General features: G+C 60.9%; 16 protein-coding genes. 3 read left to right on the top strand and 13 right to left on the bottom strand.

From position 1 onward, the window contains the following. Positions 1–320 precede the first annotated feature (320 nt). From ACRRSD_RS25790 to ACRRSD_RS25825, 8 genes are all read right to left on the bottom strand, one after another. On the bottom strand, positions 321–1,190 hold the full coding sequence (locus ACRRSD_RS25790; protein ID WP_007919546.1) for an isocitrate lyase/PEP mutase family protein: 870 nt from the start codon (positions 1,188–1,190) through the stop codon (positions 321–323). A 167-nt stretch (positions 1,191–1,357) separates the two neighbouring features. Continuing rightward, positions 1,358–2,392, bottom strand: a complete 1,035-nt coding sequence (gene astA / locus ACRRSD_RS25795; protein WP_435036105.1) for an arginine N-succinyltransferase — start codon at positions 2,390–2,392, stop codon at positions 1,358–1,360. 61 nt (positions 2,393–2,453) lie between these two features. Then, the gene (locus ACRRSD_RS25800) at positions 2,454–3,470 is read right to left on the bottom strand and encodes an arginine N-succinyltransferase (protein ID WP_435036107.1); all 1,017 of its coding nucleotides are present in this window, start codon (positions 3,468–3,470) and stop codon (positions 2,454–2,456) included. 118 nt (positions 3,471–3,588) lie between these two features. Continuing rightward, on the bottom strand, positions 3,589–4,938 hold the full coding sequence (locus ACRRSD_RS25805; protein WP_435036109.1) for an APC family permease: 1,350 nt from the start codon (positions 4,936–4,938) through the stop codon (positions 3,589–3,591). Between the two features lie 81 nt (positions 4,939–5,019). Then, positions 5,020–5,772 carry an N-formylglutamate amidohydrolase gene (locus tag ACRRSD_RS25810; RefSeq protein WP_435036110.1) on the bottom strand — a complete coding sequence of 251 codons (753 nt, stop codon included), beginning with the start codon at positions 5,770–5,772 and terminating at the stop codon, positions 5,020–5,022. After that, positions 5,756–7,087, bottom strand: a complete 1,332-nt coding sequence (locus tag ACRRSD_RS25815) for a glutamine synthetase (RefSeq protein ID WP_435036112.1) — start codon at positions 7,085–7,087, stop codon at positions 5,756–5,758. Before ACRRSD_RS25815 ends, ACRRSD_RS25810 begins: the two co-directional genes overlap by 17 nt. Further along, entirely contained in the window at positions 7,084–7,728 is a 645-nt protein-coding gene (locus ACRRSD_RS25820) for an isochorismatase family cysteine hydrolase (RefSeq protein WP_435036114.1), read from the bottom strand. Before ACRRSD_RS25820 ends, ACRRSD_RS25815 begins: the two co-directional genes overlap by 4 nt. 2 nt (positions 7,729–7,730) lie before the next feature. Next, entirely contained in the window at positions 7,731–8,585 is an 855-nt protein-coding gene (locus ACRRSD_RS25825; protein WP_034152527.1) for a MurR/RpiR family transcriptional regulator, read from the bottom strand. A gap of 330 nt (positions 8,586–8,915) precedes the next feature. Between ACRRSD_RS25825 and ACRRSD_RS25830 the strand changes: the two genes are divergently transcribed. Together ACRRSD_RS25830 and cobF are read left to right on the top strand one after the other, a co-directional pair. Further along, on the top strand, positions 8,916–9,485 hold the full coding sequence (locus ACRRSD_RS25830) for a histidine phosphatase family protein (RefSeq protein ID WP_435036116.1): 570 nt from the start codon (positions 8,916–8,918) through the stop codon (positions 9,483–9,485). Further along, on the top strand, positions 9,485–10,240 hold the full coding sequence (cobF, locus tag ACRRSD_RS25835; RefSeq protein ID WP_435036118.1) for a precorrin-6A synthase (deacetylating): 756 nt from the start codon (positions 9,485–9,487) through the stop codon (positions 10,238–10,240). The genes ACRRSD_RS25830 and cobF overlap by 1 nt, the downstream gene beginning before the upstream one ends. 233 nt (positions 10,241–10,473) lie before the next feature. On the opposite strand, the gene ACRRSD_RS25840 is transcribed toward cobF, so the two are convergent. From ACRRSD_RS25840 to ACRRSD_RS25850, 3 genes are read right to left on the bottom strand one after another with little or no spacing between them, the layout of a single operon-like run. After that, a complete protein-coding gene (locus tag ACRRSD_RS25840) occupies positions 10,474–11,655 on the bottom strand; it encodes an acetyl-CoA C-acetyltransferase (RefSeq protein WP_435036120.1) in 1,182 nt (393 codons plus the stop codon). 11 nt (positions 11,656–11,666) lie between these two features. Next, positions 11,667–12,332, bottom strand: a complete 666-nt coding sequence (locus ACRRSD_RS25845) for a CoA transferase subunit B (protein WP_007919566.1) — start codon at positions 12,330–12,332, stop codon at positions 11,667–11,669. Positions 12,333–12,356: 24 nt separating this feature from the next. After that, the gene (locus ACRRSD_RS25850; protein ID WP_007919568.1) at positions 12,357–13,055 is read right to left on the bottom strand and encodes a CoA transferase subunit A; all 699 of its coding nucleotides are present in this window, start codon (positions 13,053–13,055) and stop codon (positions 12,357–12,359) included. Between the two features lie 240 nt (positions 13,056–13,295). On the opposite strand from ACRRSD_RS25850, the gene ACRRSD_RS25855 reads away from it, so the two are divergent. Beyond that, positions 13,296–14,183, top strand: coding sequence for a LysR substrate-binding domain-containing protein (locus tag ACRRSD_RS25855; RefSeq protein WP_435036123.1), 888 nt, complete (start codon positions 13,296–13,298; stop codon positions 14,181–14,183). 201 nt (positions 14,184–14,384) lie between these two features. On the opposite strand, the gene ACRRSD_RS25860 is transcribed toward ACRRSD_RS25855, so the two are convergent. Then, positions 14,385–15,227 (bottom strand): NAD-dependent protein deacetylase, encoded by an 843-nt coding sequence (locus tag ACRRSD_RS25860; RefSeq protein ID WP_435036125.1) that lies wholly within the window; start codon positions 15,225–15,227, stop codon positions 14,385–14,387. A 53-nt stretch (positions 15,228–15,280) separates the two neighbouring features. Further along, positions 15,281–16,327, bottom strand: a complete 1,047-nt coding sequence (locus tag ACRRSD_RS25865) for a class I SAM-dependent methyltransferase (RefSeq protein WP_435038543.1) — start codon at positions 16,325–16,327, stop codon at positions 15,281–15,283.

Consider the following 16,327-nt stretch of genomic DNA (forward strand, 5'->3'; position numbering starts at 1 on the left):
GGTATCACAAGTCGGCGTAGCTCTCGAGCAACCCCCACTCGGTTCCCTCTCCCTCTGGGAGAGGGCTAGGGTGAGGGGCTTTTGTGGGAAAAGTTGGTATCTGTTGATGCGTGAGGGCTGTGCGATTCTGAATGTGATTCAGGCGCGGGCGGTGCAGCGGGAGGAGGCTTACAAGACGCCGGTTTAGCGGTGTAGCGGCCGACGCCTTCGCGAGCAGGCTCGCTCCCACAGTGGATCTTGTGTGAACACAATATTCGTGTTCGACACCGATCAAATGTGGGAGCGAGCCTGCTCGCGAAAGGGCCGGTGAAGCGTGTGCATCACTCCTTGACGCTCATGTATTCCTTGGCCCAGAGAATGTATTCCTCCGGTTGGGTATAGGTATGCGTCAACTCGGTCGCGCTCAAATCGGACGCCTGGGTAAAGATCTGCCGCTGTTCACGCAAGCTGTCATACGTCGCTTTGATCGCCGCAAAGTAAGCGCCATGCCCATCGATGGTCACACGCACACCGAGTTCGGCCAGACGTTTGTCGTCGCGCAGCGCCGGGTTGCCGTAGGTCACCAGCATCAGCGGCACAGTCAGGTGTTCGGCGATTTGCTCAAGCTGATCGAAATCCTGAATCCCGACCATGCAGATGCCGTCAGCCCCGGCCGCCTGATACTGGCGAGTGCGGCTGATGATTTCCTGATTCGGCAGAATGCCGGCATTGGTACGGGCGATGATCGCCATTTCCGTATCAACCCGGGCTTCCAGCGCTGCGCGGATCTTGCCGACGCCTTCGGCAACGGTGATCAGGTCGGTGGATTTGCGGCCGAATTGCGCCGGCAGCAAGGTGTCTTCGATGGTCAGGGCGGCGACGCCGGCGCGTTCCAGTTCAACGATGGTGCGCATCACGTTGAGGGCGTTGCCGTAGCCGTGGTCGGCGTCGGCGATCACTGGTAATTGGGCGACGCGGCCGATGCGGGTGGCTTGTTCGGCGAACTCGCTCAGGGTGATCAGGGCAAAGTCCGGTGCACCCAGCACCTGCAACGAGGCCACGGAACCGCCGAGGATCCCCACTTCAAAACCGAGGTCCGCGGCAATGCGCGCGGACATCGGGTCAAACACCGAAGCCGTGTGATAACAGGTGTCGGAAGCCAGCAGTTGACGGAAGTTACGGCGCAAATCTTGATGGGAAAGCCTGGTCATACGAGTTCCACCAATACAAAGGAATGGAAAGGCTTGAACAAAGGTGTCAACGCCGAAGAATGAAAAGGCTATCACGCGAATGGGTCAATGATCATGACGAATTTGCAAGGGACAGGTTGTCGCGGACTCTTTTGCTGAAAGGATTTACCTTTTTGCGGTGATGACCGTCAGGCCGCCACCGCCTGTTGCTGTTGATTGGGCAGCATCGCCGCACGCACCGAATTGCCCGGTTGCAGTTGCAGGCGCTTGGCGGTGAGGCGGTCGATCAACAGGCTGCTGCCGACCCGGCGGGCGCGGGCGACGGTGATGCGGCAGTTTTCCAGACGCCGGTTGTGAATCAGCCAGAGTGGCGCCTGTTCATCGGGGCTGCCGAGGCTCAGGGTCAGTTCGACGCTTTCGCGTACGGTGCGGATATTGCGCACCGGCGCCTCGATCACCGGGCCGCCGTCAAAGATGTCGATGTAGCCTTTGTGGGTAAAACCTTCGGCCTGAAGGATTTTCAGCGCCGGCTCGGTATTCGGGTGGGCCTGGCCGATTGCCGCTTGGGCTTGTTCGGTGAGCATGCAGGTGTACAGCGGCTGGCGCGGCATCAGTTCGGCGATGAACGATTTGTTACCCAGCCCCGACAAGTGATCGGCATGGCTGAAGTCCATTTGAAAGAAATGCCGGCCCAGACTGTCCCAGAACGGCGAACAACCGTGTTCATCGGCACTGCCGCGCAGTTCGGCAATCATCTTCTCGCCGAACAGGTGCGGGAACTCGGCAACGAACAGCAAACGTCCCAGCGACAACAAACGACCGTTGCTGCCGTGGCGCTGATCATGGCCAAGAAACAACGAGCACAGCTCCGATTGGCCGGTCAGTTCGTTGTTGAGGAACAGCGTCGGGATCTGCCGTTGAATACCCAGATCCGGCGCCGAACTGACGGTCAACCCGACCCGATAGTTGTACCACGGCTCGCGCAGGCCGACCGCCCCGGCCAGGGCGCTGACGCCGACCACGCGCATGTCGTCGTCTTCGAGCACAAACAGATAATCCGCATCGGCCCGTTCCACCTGTTCGGCGAACGCCCGTTGCGCCCAGCGGACCCGGTGGGACAGGCGATCTTCGTTGGCCGGCAGGGTGGTGAACCCCGGGCCGGCCTGTTGCACAAGCGCCATCAAGGCTGGCAGGTCGCTGACTTTGACCGGGCGGACAATCATGCTGGAACTCCTTCTGCGCGCCTGTTCGGGCACTGTCGTTGGCTGCGCAACCGCGCGGGTTTCACAGGGCAATCAGCCGGATCGGGCTGCCATCGGTCACGTTCAGCGCCGCACACATTGCGGGGGTGAGGGCCAGCGGTTGATCGGGTTGATAATCGAGTTCGGCCATGATCGCGCGAAAGCCGTGCAGTGCGTCGTTGCTCAACAGATAACGGCCACGGGCATCGATGTGTGGCCGTTGCTGCACCGTTGCCGTCTGGCTGCGGGCAATCGAACGGATATTCGAGGTACGCGCATACAGGGTCGGGCCAGCATCGAACAGATCGATGTAGCTGTTGGTTTCAAAGCCTTCGCGCGCAAGGATATCGAATGCTTCCTGACCGTCCGGATGGATCCGACCGATACAGTCTTGCGCTGCTTGCGGCAGCATTGGCACGTAAATCGGGTATTGCGGCATCAGTTCGGCGAGAAAGGTGCGGCTCTGCAACCCGCAGAGGCGTTCGGCTTCCGCGTAGGGCAGGTCGAAGAAGTGTTTGCCCAGTGCATCCCAGAACGGCGAATGGCCTTCCTCGTCGCTGTAGCCGACGATTTCGGTAATCACCGCCTCGGCGAAGCGCGGCGCGTGGGCAGCGATGAACAACAACCGCGCGCGGGACAGCAACTCGGCAAACGGTGTACGCACCAGCTCAGCGTTGATGTGGAAACCGCGCAGCAGCGTATGGTCATTGAGGTCGTGGCACAGCGACAGCGCTGGCACGCCGTGTTCAATGTTCAGCTCGCGGGACGCACTGGTGAAGTGGCGGTTGCGCAGGCTGTAGAACGGCTCGTTGAACCCGGCAGTGGCAAGAATCTCCGAGCAGCCGCGCAGGCTATGATCATCCAGATCTTCCAGCACAAAGAAGTAGTTCTCCGGGCCGTTAGCCTCTGCCGCGCTGGCGAACGAGGCGCAGGAACCGGCGATTTTCTCGCGCAGGCGTTCGCTGTCATCCGGCAGGGAGGTCACGCCCACCAGACTGTCGCGGGCCAATTGTTGGAGCTGGGGCAGATCAGTCTGTTCGACTGGGCGTAAGACCAGCATGGATGTACTCCTGTATCAAAAGGTTCGGCAAAGTCGCCGAACCTGACTATCACTGTCGGTTTCCACGCGATAAATCGGCGGTCGCCTGATTTGTTGTCAGACGCCGCTCTTTTTCTTGTCAGCCTTTGCTCGGGTCAGGCAGCGCGGTACTGGCGCCGAGTTTGTTGAGGAAGAACAGGTACACCAGACCCAGGGCAATCCAGATCAGGCCGAGTTTCTGCGCATCGACGCCCATGTTGTACATAATGGCCGCGACGATGATGAAGCCGATCAGCGGGCAGATCAGGTGACGCACGACCTGACCGGACTTCTGCCGACGCCAGTAGTAGTTGATCACTGTCAGGTGCAGCAGCATGAAACCACTGAGCGCGCCGAAGTTGACCAGCGAGGTCAGGGTGTCGACCGAGTTGATGAACAGGTAGCAGATCACCAGCGACAGCACCGCCACCAGATAAATGCTCAGGTACGGCGTGTTGTGTTTCGGGTGCACCTTGGCCAGCACTTTCGGCAATTTGCCGTCGCGGGCCATGCCGAACAGCAGACGCGAGACAGCGGCTTGCGAGGTGATCGCTACAGCCACGCCCCAGGCCAGTGCCGTCGCGACAGCGGTCAGGGTTGCCAGCCAGCTGCCGGCGGCGATTTCGGCGATTTCATAGAACGCGGTGTCGGCGGATTTGAAGCCCATGCCTGCCGCCAGATCGGTGGCGATCCAGGTTTGTGCAACGAAAATCACCCCCATGACGACCAGAGTGATCAACGCAGCTTTGCCGACGCTTTTGCCCGGATCGCCCTTGATTTCTTCAGCGAGGGTGGAGATCGCATCGAAGCCGAGGAATGACAGCACGGCAATCGACACCGCTTGCATCAGCAGGGCGAAGTTGAAGGTTTCCGGGTGATACAGCGGCGCCAGGGTCAGCTCGCCGTTACCGCCACCGTTGTGCAGGGCATTCCAGGCGTAGAACAGGAAAAGGCCGAGTACCACCAGTTGCGCCAGCAGAAAGATGATGTTCATCCGTGCGGTGAAAGTGATGCCGCGCAAGTTGACGAAGGTCGCGCTGACCAGAAACGCCAGAATGAAGCCGACTTTCGGGATGTCCGGGTACAAATGGTTGAGCGCCATCGCCGCGTAGACGTAAAGCAGTGGTGGAATCAGCAGGTAATCGAGCAGCATCAGCCAGCCGGCGATAAAGCCGACGTGTTGATTGAGGCCGCGCTGCGCGTAGGAATACACCGAACCTGCGATCGGAAAAGCCTTGGCCATGCTGCCGTAGCTCAGCGCGGTGAACAGCATCGCGACCATGCCGATGATGTACGCCAGCGGCACCATCCCCGGGGCCTCGGCGTTGACGTAGCCATACACACCGAACGGGGCGATGGGGATCATGAAGATCATCCCGTACACCACCAGGTCGGTCAGCGTCAGGCTACGTTTCAACTCTTGCTTGTAGCCGAATTCTTCAATTTCCATGAAGCGCAACTCCTTGTCAGCCAGTCGGTCGTTTTAGTTGTTATCGGTCCATCGTTTACAGCGTCAGCAGTCTTTCATTCATTACAGCAATGGCGCGAGGTATCCAGCCCAGCGCGATACGGCTTCGGGGCTGCGCAGCAAGTCATTGCGCACCTCGATCAGCACCGAGTCGAGGCCACGGGCATCGCCGTGCACCGGCACGGTCATGTCGCCCAGCGGATCGATCTTGTACGGCTGATTGCCGGCCACTTTCAGCGGATGTTCGCCGAGGCCATCGAGCAAACGTTGCGCGTAAGCCTTGGCCTGACCGAACAGCACGCCGGCTTCCAGCGGTCGCGGCTGGCCGTAATACACCGGAGTGAAACTGTGAATCCCCACCACACGCACTGCTTGGCCTTTAGCAACACGTTCGTCGATCAACGTTTGCAAGCGCGCGTGAAACGGCTTGAACAGGGTCTGACGGCGGTATTCGCGGGTGGCTTCGTCCAGCTCGCGGTTGCCCGGCACCTGATAAATCTCGCTCTGCGCCGGAATGCTGTCCGGGGCGTGGCGTGGCCGGTTCAGATCGATCAGCAGCCGCGAATAATTGGCGCTCAACAGGGTGGCGCCGAGCCTCTCCGATAGCTGTTCAGCCAGTTGCAACGCGCCAATGTCCCAGGCGATGTGTTCAGCGGCGGCGGCAGCGTCCAGGCCCAGATTGTTCAGGGCTTCGGGGATGTAGCGGCTGGCGTGTTCGCACACCAGAATCACCGGGTGCGTCGAATCGGCGCGGCTCAGGTTGTAGGCCGGGCGGGTGTATAACCCCAGTTCGGCGGATTCAGTACAGGCGTGCATAGTGCTCACACAAGTCAGCGGGCGAGAGCTGTTCCGTCAGCGCCAGTTCCTCGGTTTTCAGGGCGTAATAGGTGTCGAGCAGCGGCTTGGGCAGCCATGCAGTGAAGGCACCACTGTTGCGCAGGCAATCCAGCGCCTGGGCCAGCGAGGCGGGCAGGGCAACGATGCCCCGGGCCTGGCGTTGCTCGTCGTTGAGTGAATCGGGAATTTCGTTGGTGATCGCGTTCAGCGCCAAGCGTTGTTCGATGCCCAGCCGTCCGGCAATCAGCAGCGCGGCCATGGCCAGATGCGGCGAAGCGGTGGCGTCCATGGCGCGGAATTCGAGGTTGAACTGGTTGGCCACGGACTTGCCGCCAAGGGTCACCGTCGGGCAGATGCGCAGCGCCGCCTCGCGGTTCTGCTGGCCCAGGCAGGCGTAAGACGCGCTCCAGTGATGCGGCTGCAAGCGCTCGTACGACACCGGCGTCGGTGCGGTGAACGCACACAGCGCCGGCAAGTAATGCAGGATTCCCGCTGCCCAATGCTGGCCGAGGCTCGACAGTCCATTGCTGGTGCCAGCGTCGTAAAGCATCGGCTGACCGCCCAGATCAAGCAGGCTGACATGCAGGTGCACGCCGTTGCACACTGCGTCGGCGGCGGTCTTCGGCGCGAAGCTCAGGTCGAGGCCCATTTGCCGGGCGATCTCGCGGCTGATCTCGCGCACGTTGACGGCGCGATCGGCCGCCGCCACGCCGAGTGTCGGGCGGCAGGTGATTTCGTACTGGTGCTTGCCGTATTCGGGCAGAAACATTTCCGGCTCGACACCGCCGGCGCGCAGGGCGCTGAGCAGCCAGCCGCCGAACGCGGCGCCTTGGCGCTGGGCTTCGAGGGAGAACGCCAGATGCTCGGCGAAGCCAGCGTGCAGGTTGAATTCGTGCTCGAACGCGGCGTTGACCTGCAAGCCCAACCCATCGCGATATCGTTCGATTTCATCGCGCAACAGTGTGCGCGGGCAGGCGCCCCACGGCCGGCCATCGGTTTCGCGGATATCGCCGTGGATGAAATCCAGCGCCGGGGCATCGGCATCCGGGCCGTTGCCGACAGTGACGCGGCTGCCCAGATCGGGAATCAGCCGCAAATCGCCATAAGCGCCCCAGGGATTGGTCGAGGCAATGATGTCCTGCGGCGTCAACGCGCTGTTGGCCGGTACCCAGCCGCAACCGGCGGCCTGATAATGCTCCAGCTCATCGGTGGGAAACGAGCGGCCACGGGTGATGCCGATCAAATCAGTGGTGACCAGAGTGGTCATCGGCAGTGGCGTAAGGCGCGTGCTCATGGCCGCATCTCCTGCAAGCGGCCGAGCACGGTGTCGGTGTCGGTGATCCAGCAGTAACCCTTGATCGCATTCAGGCAGGCGTGATGGCGTTCGGCGCTGTAGGTGGCGCAGGCATCTTCGACCAGCGTGACCAGATAGCCGCGATCAGCAGCGTCGCGCACGGCCATGTCCACGCACTGGTCGGTGACGATGCCGGCGATGATCAGATGACGGGTTTGCAGGTTGCGCAGCACGTAGTCGATGTTGGTCGAGTTGAACACCCCGGACGACGTCTTCGGCAGGACGATTTCGTTTTCTACCGGGGTCAGGTCTTCAATGATCCTGGCCTGCACACTGCCTTTGGGCAGGTGCATGTCCGAGAGTTTGTGATCGAGCGAGCGGTCGCGACCATCGGCGGTAAGGCTTTCAATAATGGTGTGCAGCACGTTCTGCCGCGCTTCGCGAAAGGCACTGAGCAGGCGACGTTGGTTGGGTACCACCTGCATGTGCGCGCGGGTCAGGAAATATTCGGCTTCAGGACCATTAAGGTGCGCGTCGAACTGCGGTTCGAGCCAGGCACGCTGCATGTCCACCAGCAACAGCGCGGTGTGATCGGTGACATACGGCAAATCCCGCGGCGAGCGGTGGGGAAGGCTGAACATCCTTATTTATCCTCCAGCAGGTGGGTGTTGAAGTCATTGCGCAGGGCATCGATGCCTTCCAGGCGATCGGCGAGGTTTTCGGTGCGCAAGGTCAGGCAGGCAATCAGCGCTTCGACCTGCGCCAGCGCCGGCACCATGGTGTCGAACGGCGAGGCCGATTCCACCGGGGCGCTGATGATCAAGTCGGCCAGTTCGCGCAGCGGCGAGGCGTAGATGTCGGTGAACAGCACCACGCGGGCGTTGTTGTTCTTCGCCGCACTGGCGACCCGCAGGGCCTGAGTCTGGTAGCGGCGGTAGTCGAACAGCAGCACCACGTCCTGACGTTGCAGATCAAACAGTCGATCAGGCAGTTGCGCGTTGTCTTCCAGGGCGAAGCATCCGGGGCGCAACAGGCGCAGGTGATTGAGCAGGTAAGTGGCCATCAGGCTGCTAAAGCGCCCGCCAAAGCAATACACCTGATGCCGTGCGTCGAGCAGCCAGTCGGTGAGAATGCGCACATCTTCGGGTTGGGTCAGCGATTGGGTTTCGACCAGCAGGCGATGGCTGTCGCCCAGGTAGTGGCTCCAGGCGTCGTCCTTGTGTTGATGAGCGCGCGGTTGCAGCAGCGTGCGCGGCGAGCGCAGGCGGTGGTCCATGTCGCTGAGCAGGGCATCCTGGAATTCGGCATAACCGCCGAAACCGAGTTTTTTCACCAGCCGCACAATGGTCGGATCGCTGACGCCGGCATGTTCGGCCAGACGCGCCATCGGCCCCAGACCGTTGCGTGGGTACTGATCAAGCAAGGCGCGAACGACTTTGCGCTCCGACGGCGTAAGATCCAGGCCGGGATCGGTGATCAGGTCTCTGAGAGGGGGCATCCGGGCTCCTGCTGGATGAGGGTGTTGAATTCGCTTCATAATCCGTTAAAACAGTATTTATGTAACTGACGTTACATGTCTAGTGAATTTTTCAGCGTGTTGAAACGGCGCCAAAATGGGGCGCGGTGCCCGTGTAACAAGGGCTACACGGATTTCGACCGGCCTTGTAGTCCATCGCCCACAACGCTGTCAGATATTGCCGTATTCCTGGCGTAGTCGGTTTTCGTCGGTGGCTATCCGACGGCCCCGCAACCCTCGGTTTGCGGCACAATTGCCCACAGAGCGGCTTTGCGCCGTTGATTTTCATCAGGGTCTATCGGAGCCATGCCTGTGCAAACCACTCGTTTGACATTGATTTGCCATGCTCGAACCGTCGCACAGAAATTGGCGTGTTTTCCTACGAATGAACCCGTTGAAAATATCGACCTGGCGTCAGGCGCACTGGCCGAGCGTTTCGATGCCGCGCGACGCTTGATTTGCGCGCCGGAATTGCGCACGCAACAGACAGCGGCGTGGTTTGGTACGGATGCGCAGGTTGATGAGGCGCTGCGCGATTGTGACTGGGGACGCTGGCACGGGGTATCGATCAAATCCCTGCAAAACTCTGAAGGCGCAGCGCTGCACGCCTGGCTCGAAGATCCCTGCGCGACACCTCACGGCGGTGAGTCGGTGGCGCAGTTATGCGAGCGCGTGGCGATTTGGCTGAGCAGCCTGCAAACCACGCCGGGACATGTGGTAGCGGTGACGCATCCCTTTGTTATCCGCGCTGCGCTGAGCCACACGATGGGCGGCGCGGCGTTTCATGACATTGATGTCGAACCGTTGTCGATGGTCGAACTACGCTTCACCGGGCGCTGGCGTCTGCGTCTGCCAGGCCTGGACGTTAAAGGAGCACTTTGATGAAACAACTGCTGGTGATCGGCATCGGTGCCGGGAATCCCGACTACATCACGATGCAGGCCGTGAAGGCGCTGAATCGCGTCGATGTGTTCTTTTTGATGGATAAAGGCCAGAGCAAAGACAAACTGATCGACCTGCGCCGCGAGATCTGTGAACGCTACATCAGCGACCCCGACTATCGCTTCGTCGAAGCCCACAGCCCGGAGCGCGAACGCGGTGATGTCGACTACACGGCCAGTATCGATGACCTGAACCGTGCCAAGCAGCAGACCTTCGAACGCCTGATCAATGACGAATTGTCTGACGGCCAGTGCGGCGGTTTCCTGGTGTGGGGCGATCCGGCGTTGTACGACAGCACCGTGCGCATCCTTCAGGCGATTCTGGCCTCGGGTGCATGTGCCTTCGAGTTTGAAGTGATCCCTGGGATTACCAGCGTGCAGGCGCTCGCGGCGCAGCACAAAGTGCCGTTGAATACGATCGGTCGTTCCATCGAAATCACCACCGGGCGGCGTTTGGCGGCAGGGCAGGTGAGTGATACGGACAGTCTGGTGGTGATGCTTGATGCTGAGGATTCGTATCACCAAGTCGCCGATCAGCAGACCGAGATTTACTGGGGGGCTTACCTCGGCACGCCGGACGAGATTTTGATCAGCGGCAGGCTGGCGGATGTCGCGGATGAGATCGAGCGGGTGCGCAAGAAGGCGCGGGCGGAGCATGGGTGGATCATGGATACGTATTTGCTGCGCAAGCCCTAGATTTTCGCTGACTGGGAGGGCCTCTTCGCGAGCAGGTCGAATCGTCGCACCGTCGCTCCCACATTTTGAAATGCATTTCCCTGTGGGAGCGAGCCTGCTCGCGAAGGCGTCGGAACATTCAACGCACATTTCGAACATGCAAAAAAACACCCGGTGCAACGTAAGTCGCACCGGGTTTTTGTTGCCAGCAAGCGGCGGATGTCGTGGATCCACCATTCACTGTTGAACTCTGGTTATGCGCGTTCCAGCGCCAGCGCCACACCCTGACCGCCGCCGATGCACAGGGTCGCCAGACCCTTTTTCGCATCACGCTTGATCATTTCATGCAGCAGGGTCACCAGCACGCGGCAACCCGATGCACCGATCGGGTGACCGAGGGCGATGGCGCCGCCATTGACGTTGACCTTGTCCAGATCCCATTGCAGATCCTTGGCCACCGCCAGCGATTGCGCGGCGAACGCTTCGTTGGCTTCGATCAGGTCGAGCTGGCCGATGTCCCAGCCGGCCTTGTCGAGGCAGCGGCGGGTGGCCGACACCGGGCCAATACCCATGATTGCTGGATCAACACCAGCGTTGGCATAAGCGGCGATGGTCGCCAAAACTGGCAGGCCGAGGGCTTTGGCTTTCTCGGCGCTCATCAGAATGACCGCAGCGGCGCCGTCATTCAGCGACGAAGCGTTGCCAGCCGTGACGCTGCCGTCCTTTTTAAAAGCCGGACGCAGTTTCGCCAGGGATTCGGCAGTGGTGTCGCCACGCGGTTGTTCGTCAACCTTGAACGCCACCGGATCGCCCTTGCGCTGTGGAATCAGGATCGGCGTGATCTCATCGACAAAGCGACCGGCTTCAATCGCAGCGGCGGCTTTCTGCTGGGAAGCGGCGGCAAAAGCATCTTGCTGCTCACGGCTGATCTCGTACTTGTCGACCAGATTCTCGGCGGTGATACCCATGTGGTAATCATTGAACGCATCCCACAGACCATCGCTGATCATGGTGTCGACGATCTGTGCGTGGCCCATGCGCAGACCGGTGCGAGCGCCCGGCATGACATAGTTGGACAGGCTCATGTTTTCCTGGCCACCGGCGATGATCACGTCAGCGTCGCCGCAACGGATCGCCTGCGCGCCGAGGTGCAGGGCTTTCAGGCCCGAACCGCAGACCTTGTTCAGGGTCAGCGCCGGTACGGCGTGGGGCAGGCCGGCCTTGATCGCCGCTTGACGCGCCGGGTTCTGGCCGGCGCCGGCCGTGAGGACCTGGCCCATGATCACTTCATCGACCTGCGCACCGTCCAGACCGGTCTGCTCGAGCAACTGGCGGATCACCGCCGCGCCCAGATCAACGGCGGACACGCTGGCCAGCGAACCCTGGAAACTGCCGATCGCGGTACGCGTGGCGGCAACAATTACGACGTCTTGCATTTTCGAATTCCTCACTGGGCAGCGAACTGCATTTCCGGTACGTGATCCGGGACGATCAGTTTACCAGCGGTTTTGGCGACGATTTCCTCGACGCTGACGCCAGGTGCGCGTTCCTTGAGGACAAAAGCGCCATTTTCGATTTCCAGGTAGGCGAGGTCGGTCAGCACACGTTTGATGCAACCGGCGCCGGTCAGCGGCAGGCTGCATTTGGCGAGTAGCTTGGACTCACCATCCTTCGATGCGTGGGTCATGATCACGATGATGTTGTCGGCGCCGGCCACCAGATCCATCGCGCCGCCCATGCCCTTGACCAGTTTGCCGGGGATCATCCACGAGGCGATGTTGCCTTCGACGTCGACTTCGAACGCGCCGAGCACGGTCAGGTCGACGTGGCCACCACGGATCATCGCGAAGGATTCGGCGGAGTTGAAAATCGACGCGCCGATGCGCGCGGTCACGGTCTGTTTGCCAGCGTTGATCATGTCGGCATCGATGGTCTCTTCAGTCGGAAACGGGCCCATGCCGAGCAGGCCGTTTTCCGATTGCAGCATGACTTCCATGCCTTCGGGGATGTAGTTGGCGACCAGGGTCGGAATGCCGATGCCGAGGTTCACATAAAAGCCGTCCTGCATTTCGCGGGCGACGCGCTGAGCCATTTGTTCGCGGGTAAGTGCCATGTTCTTGTTCTCCGTCAGCCTGAATTATTTGCGGATGGTGCGCTGTTCGATGCGTTTTTCGAACGTGCCGCAAATGACCCGATCGACGTAGATGCCCGGGGTGTGGATCTGCGAGGGGTCGAGTTCGCCGGGTTCGACGATTTCTTCGACTTCAACCACGGTGATCTTGCCGGCGGTGGCGGCCAGCGGGTTGAAGTTCTGCGCGGTGTGACGGTAGACGACGTTGCCGAAGTGGTCGGCTTTCCAGCCTTTGACGATGGCGAAGTCGCCGGTGATGGATTCTTCCATCAGGTACTTGCGCCCTTTGAATTCGCGCACTTCCTTGCCTTCGGCAACCGGGGTGCCGACGCCGGTGGCAGTGAAGAAGGCCGGAATGCCGGCGCCGCCTGCGCGCATCTTCTCGGCCAAGGTGCCTTGCGGGGTCAGGATGACTTCGATGTCGCCTTTGAGCAGTTGCTCTTCGAACAGCTTGTTTTCGCCAACGTAGGAGGCGATGACTTTGCTGATCTGACGATCAGTGAGCAGTACGCCGAGGCCAAATCCGTCGACGCCACAGTTGTTGGAAACGACGGTGAGGTCGCGGGTGCCTTTGCGCTTGATCTCGGCGATCAGGTTTTCCGGAATGCCGCACAGACCGAAGCCGCCGGCGATGACGGTCATGCCGTCCTCAAGCCCGGCCAGGGCTTCCTCGTAGGAACTCACGCGCTTGTCGAAACCTGCCATATGCACCTCTTTTATTATTTGCGGGCGGCTGGCTAGCCGAATGGTTGGAGTGTCTCGCTGGAAGATATATTTGTTAAGTTGATTTTTAAGGTTGATTGATAGATAAAACTCAACAAAGGTATTCATCCCCTGTAGGAGCTGCCGAAGGCTGCGATCTTTTGATCTTATAAAACCGACATTAAAAGATCGCAGCCTGCGGCAGCTCCTACCTGACCGAGTTTCATGTCCTGAGGTTTGAGTATGACCATCAAACAGATCCGCGCATTCCTCGCCGTGGCCCAGAGCTTGAGTTTCGCCGTGGCTTGCGAGCGCCTGCACCTGTCGCAATCGGCGTTGAGCCTGACCATCAAAGCGCTGGAAGAGGGCCTGGGCGGGCGCCTGTTCAGCCGCAACACCCGCAATGTCGCGCTGACAGCGGAAGGCGAATCGCTGCTGCCGCTGGCCCGGCGCCTGATTGCTGACTGGGACAATGCCGAAGACGAAATGCGCCAACGCTTCAGCCTGCAGCGCGGGCGGGTGACGCTGGCGGCGATGCCGTCGTTCGCTGGCAACCTGCTGCCGCCCATCCTCAAGACCTTTCGCGCGCGCTATCCGAACGTCAATGTCACGGTCAACGACGTGATCAACGAGCAAGTGCTGGAGATGGTTCGTGATCGCCAAGTCGAACTGGGCGTCGCGTTCGAGCCGATGCAAAACACCTCAATGGTATTCACGCCGTTGTACATGGATCGCTTCGTCGCGGTGGTGCCGAAGGATTCGCCGCTGACGCAGCGCGGTGAGATCGATTGGCAGACGCTGCTGCAGCAGCCGTTCATCACCTTGCAGCGACCCTCGACGGTACGGGTGATGCTCGAAGAGCACTTGCAGGCGCGCGGCATGAAGTTGCCGGTGGAGTTTGAAAGCCATCAATTGGCAACGGTCGGGCGGATGGTCGCCAGCGGTCTGGGCGTCAGTGCCGTCCCGGCGTTGTGCGCCGGGCAGATGCAGGAGCTGGGCGCCCACTGTCTGACCCTGGATGATTCGGTGGAACGGGCAATTGGTGTGTTGACCGAGCCGGGCAATGAACTGTCGGCAGCGGCGCAGGCGTTGTTCGATATTCTCAAGGCTGAAGATCTCGGGCGACTGTGAGATCTACCCCCTCACCCCAACCCTCTCCCCCAAGGGGGGCGAGGGGGAAGGGAGCTGATCGGGGACATTTCAGAAAATGGGTTCGACTCGAAATTTTCAGATCGACGTATTGCTTCAGAACAACCCGGTCAGCTCCCTCTCCCTTGGGAGAGGGCTGGGGTGAGGGGCCTGGGTCCTGAGTCGAGCGCAGAGTGCAGCAACTCACCTATCCAGCTCCCTGACCAGCAGGGGCAACAGCTGTTCACACGACGCTTCAATCTTCAAATCCAGCAAATCATCCGCGCGAGTCTTGCCCAGATTGATCGCAATCAACGGCTTGCCACGATCGGCAATCACCCGGCACAAACGAAACGCCGAATACGCCATCAACGAAGACCCCACCACCAACATCCCCGCCGCATTTTCTGCCGCCGCCATCGCCCGAGCCGCCGTGGGCTGCGCGACGTTCTCGCCGAAAAACACGACGTCCGGTTTCATTCGTTCGCCAGCGCAATGCGGGCACTGCGGTACTTGAAAACGCGCCTCGAACGCCGGATCAAGCAGAGTGTCGCCATCCGGTGCCTGCACCGCATCGACCCCGGCCAGATACGGATTGTGCAATTCCATCAATTGCTGAATCGAATCGCGCTCGCTGCGCTGGCCGCAGTCCAGGCACAGGACGCGATGCAGGCTGCCGTGCAGTTCGATCACATCGTGGCTGCCGGCCTGATCGTGCAGGGTGTCGACGTTCTGGGTGATCAAGTCGCGGATCAGCCCACCGTGCTGCAAATCGGCCAATGCCTCGTGAGCCGCGTTTGGCTGCGCCTGACGCACCCTCGGCCAGCCGAGCATCGCACGCGCCCAATAGCGGCGGCGTGACTCGGGGGCGGCGAGGAATTCCTGGTACATCATCGGCTGCCGGCCACGGCGTACACCGTCGCTGTCGCGGTAATCCGGAATGCCCGACGGCGTGCTGATGCCGGCCCCGGTCAATACGATGAAGTCGCCATCGGCCATCACCTCTTGCAAGGTGTCGAGGTGTTCGCGGGTCGGGCTGTCGAGCATGGTCAGCGCTCCGGAAGGACGTTGCCAGCAGGTTAGCACGCGACCCGCGCGGGTTACTTGCGCGCCTCCAGAATCAGGTTGAACGGTGTTTGCGTCGCCCGACGGAAGTGCTTGAACCCGGCCTCGACAAACACCTTGCGCAGACGCATTTCTCCCGCCTGCGCACCCAGGCCGAGGCCGACTTCCTGCGACAACGAGTTGGGCGTGCAGATAAACGTCGAGGCCGCGTAGAACAGCCGCCCGACCGGGTTGATGTTGTCATCCAGTGTGTCGTTGGCGAATGGTTCGACCAGCAACACCGTGCCGTCGTTTTTCAGCGAGTCATAGGCGTGACGCGCGGCGCCGACCGGGTCGCCCATGTCGTGCAGGCAATCGAAATAGCAGATCAGGTCGTAGTCGTTGCCGGGGTAGCTCTTCGCCGAACCCTGGAAGAACTTCGCCCGGCTGCTGACGCCACCTTCCTCGGCGCGCTGGGTGGCAACAGTGATCGATGGCGCGTGGTAGTCGTAGCCGACGAAGCGCGAGTTGGGAAAGGCCTGGGCCATGATCACCGTTGACGCGCCATGGCCGCAGCCGATGTCGGCGACTTTGGCACCTTCCTCCAGTTTGGCCACCACACCGTCCAGCGCCGGCAGCCATTCGGCGATCAGGTGGCCTTTGTAGCCGGGTCGGAAGAATCGCTCGGTGCCGCTGAACATGCATGGGTGGTGATCGCCCCAGGGCAGGGCGCCGTTGCCACGCATGGCTTTGACCAGTTTGTCCTTGTCGTGGAAAAACGACGCCACCACCCCGAGGCCGCCGGCGACGTATACCGCAGAGTCTTCGACGGCCAGGGCCAGCGCCTGCTCTTCCGGTAAACGGAACTGGCCGTCGTGGTGTTCCATGTAGCCGGACGCCGCGTGAGCGCTGAGCCATTCGCGCACCAGACGCGGGTTGCAGGTGGTTTTGGCGGCGAGGGCATCGGCGCTGATCGGCTGACTGTCGGCCATGGCCCGGTACAAGCCGAGTTCTTCGCCGACGATGACATTGGCCAGCATCGCCGCGCCGCCCATGTCGTTGACCAGTTTGCCCATGAATTGGTTGAGCTTCGCCTCGTCCAT

The organism is Pseudomonas neuropathica, from assembly GCF_051174785.1.
Taxonomy (GTDB): Bacteria; Pseudomonadota; Gammaproteobacteria; order Pseudomonadales; family Pseudomonadaceae; genus Aquipseudomonas; species Aquipseudomonas neuropathica_A.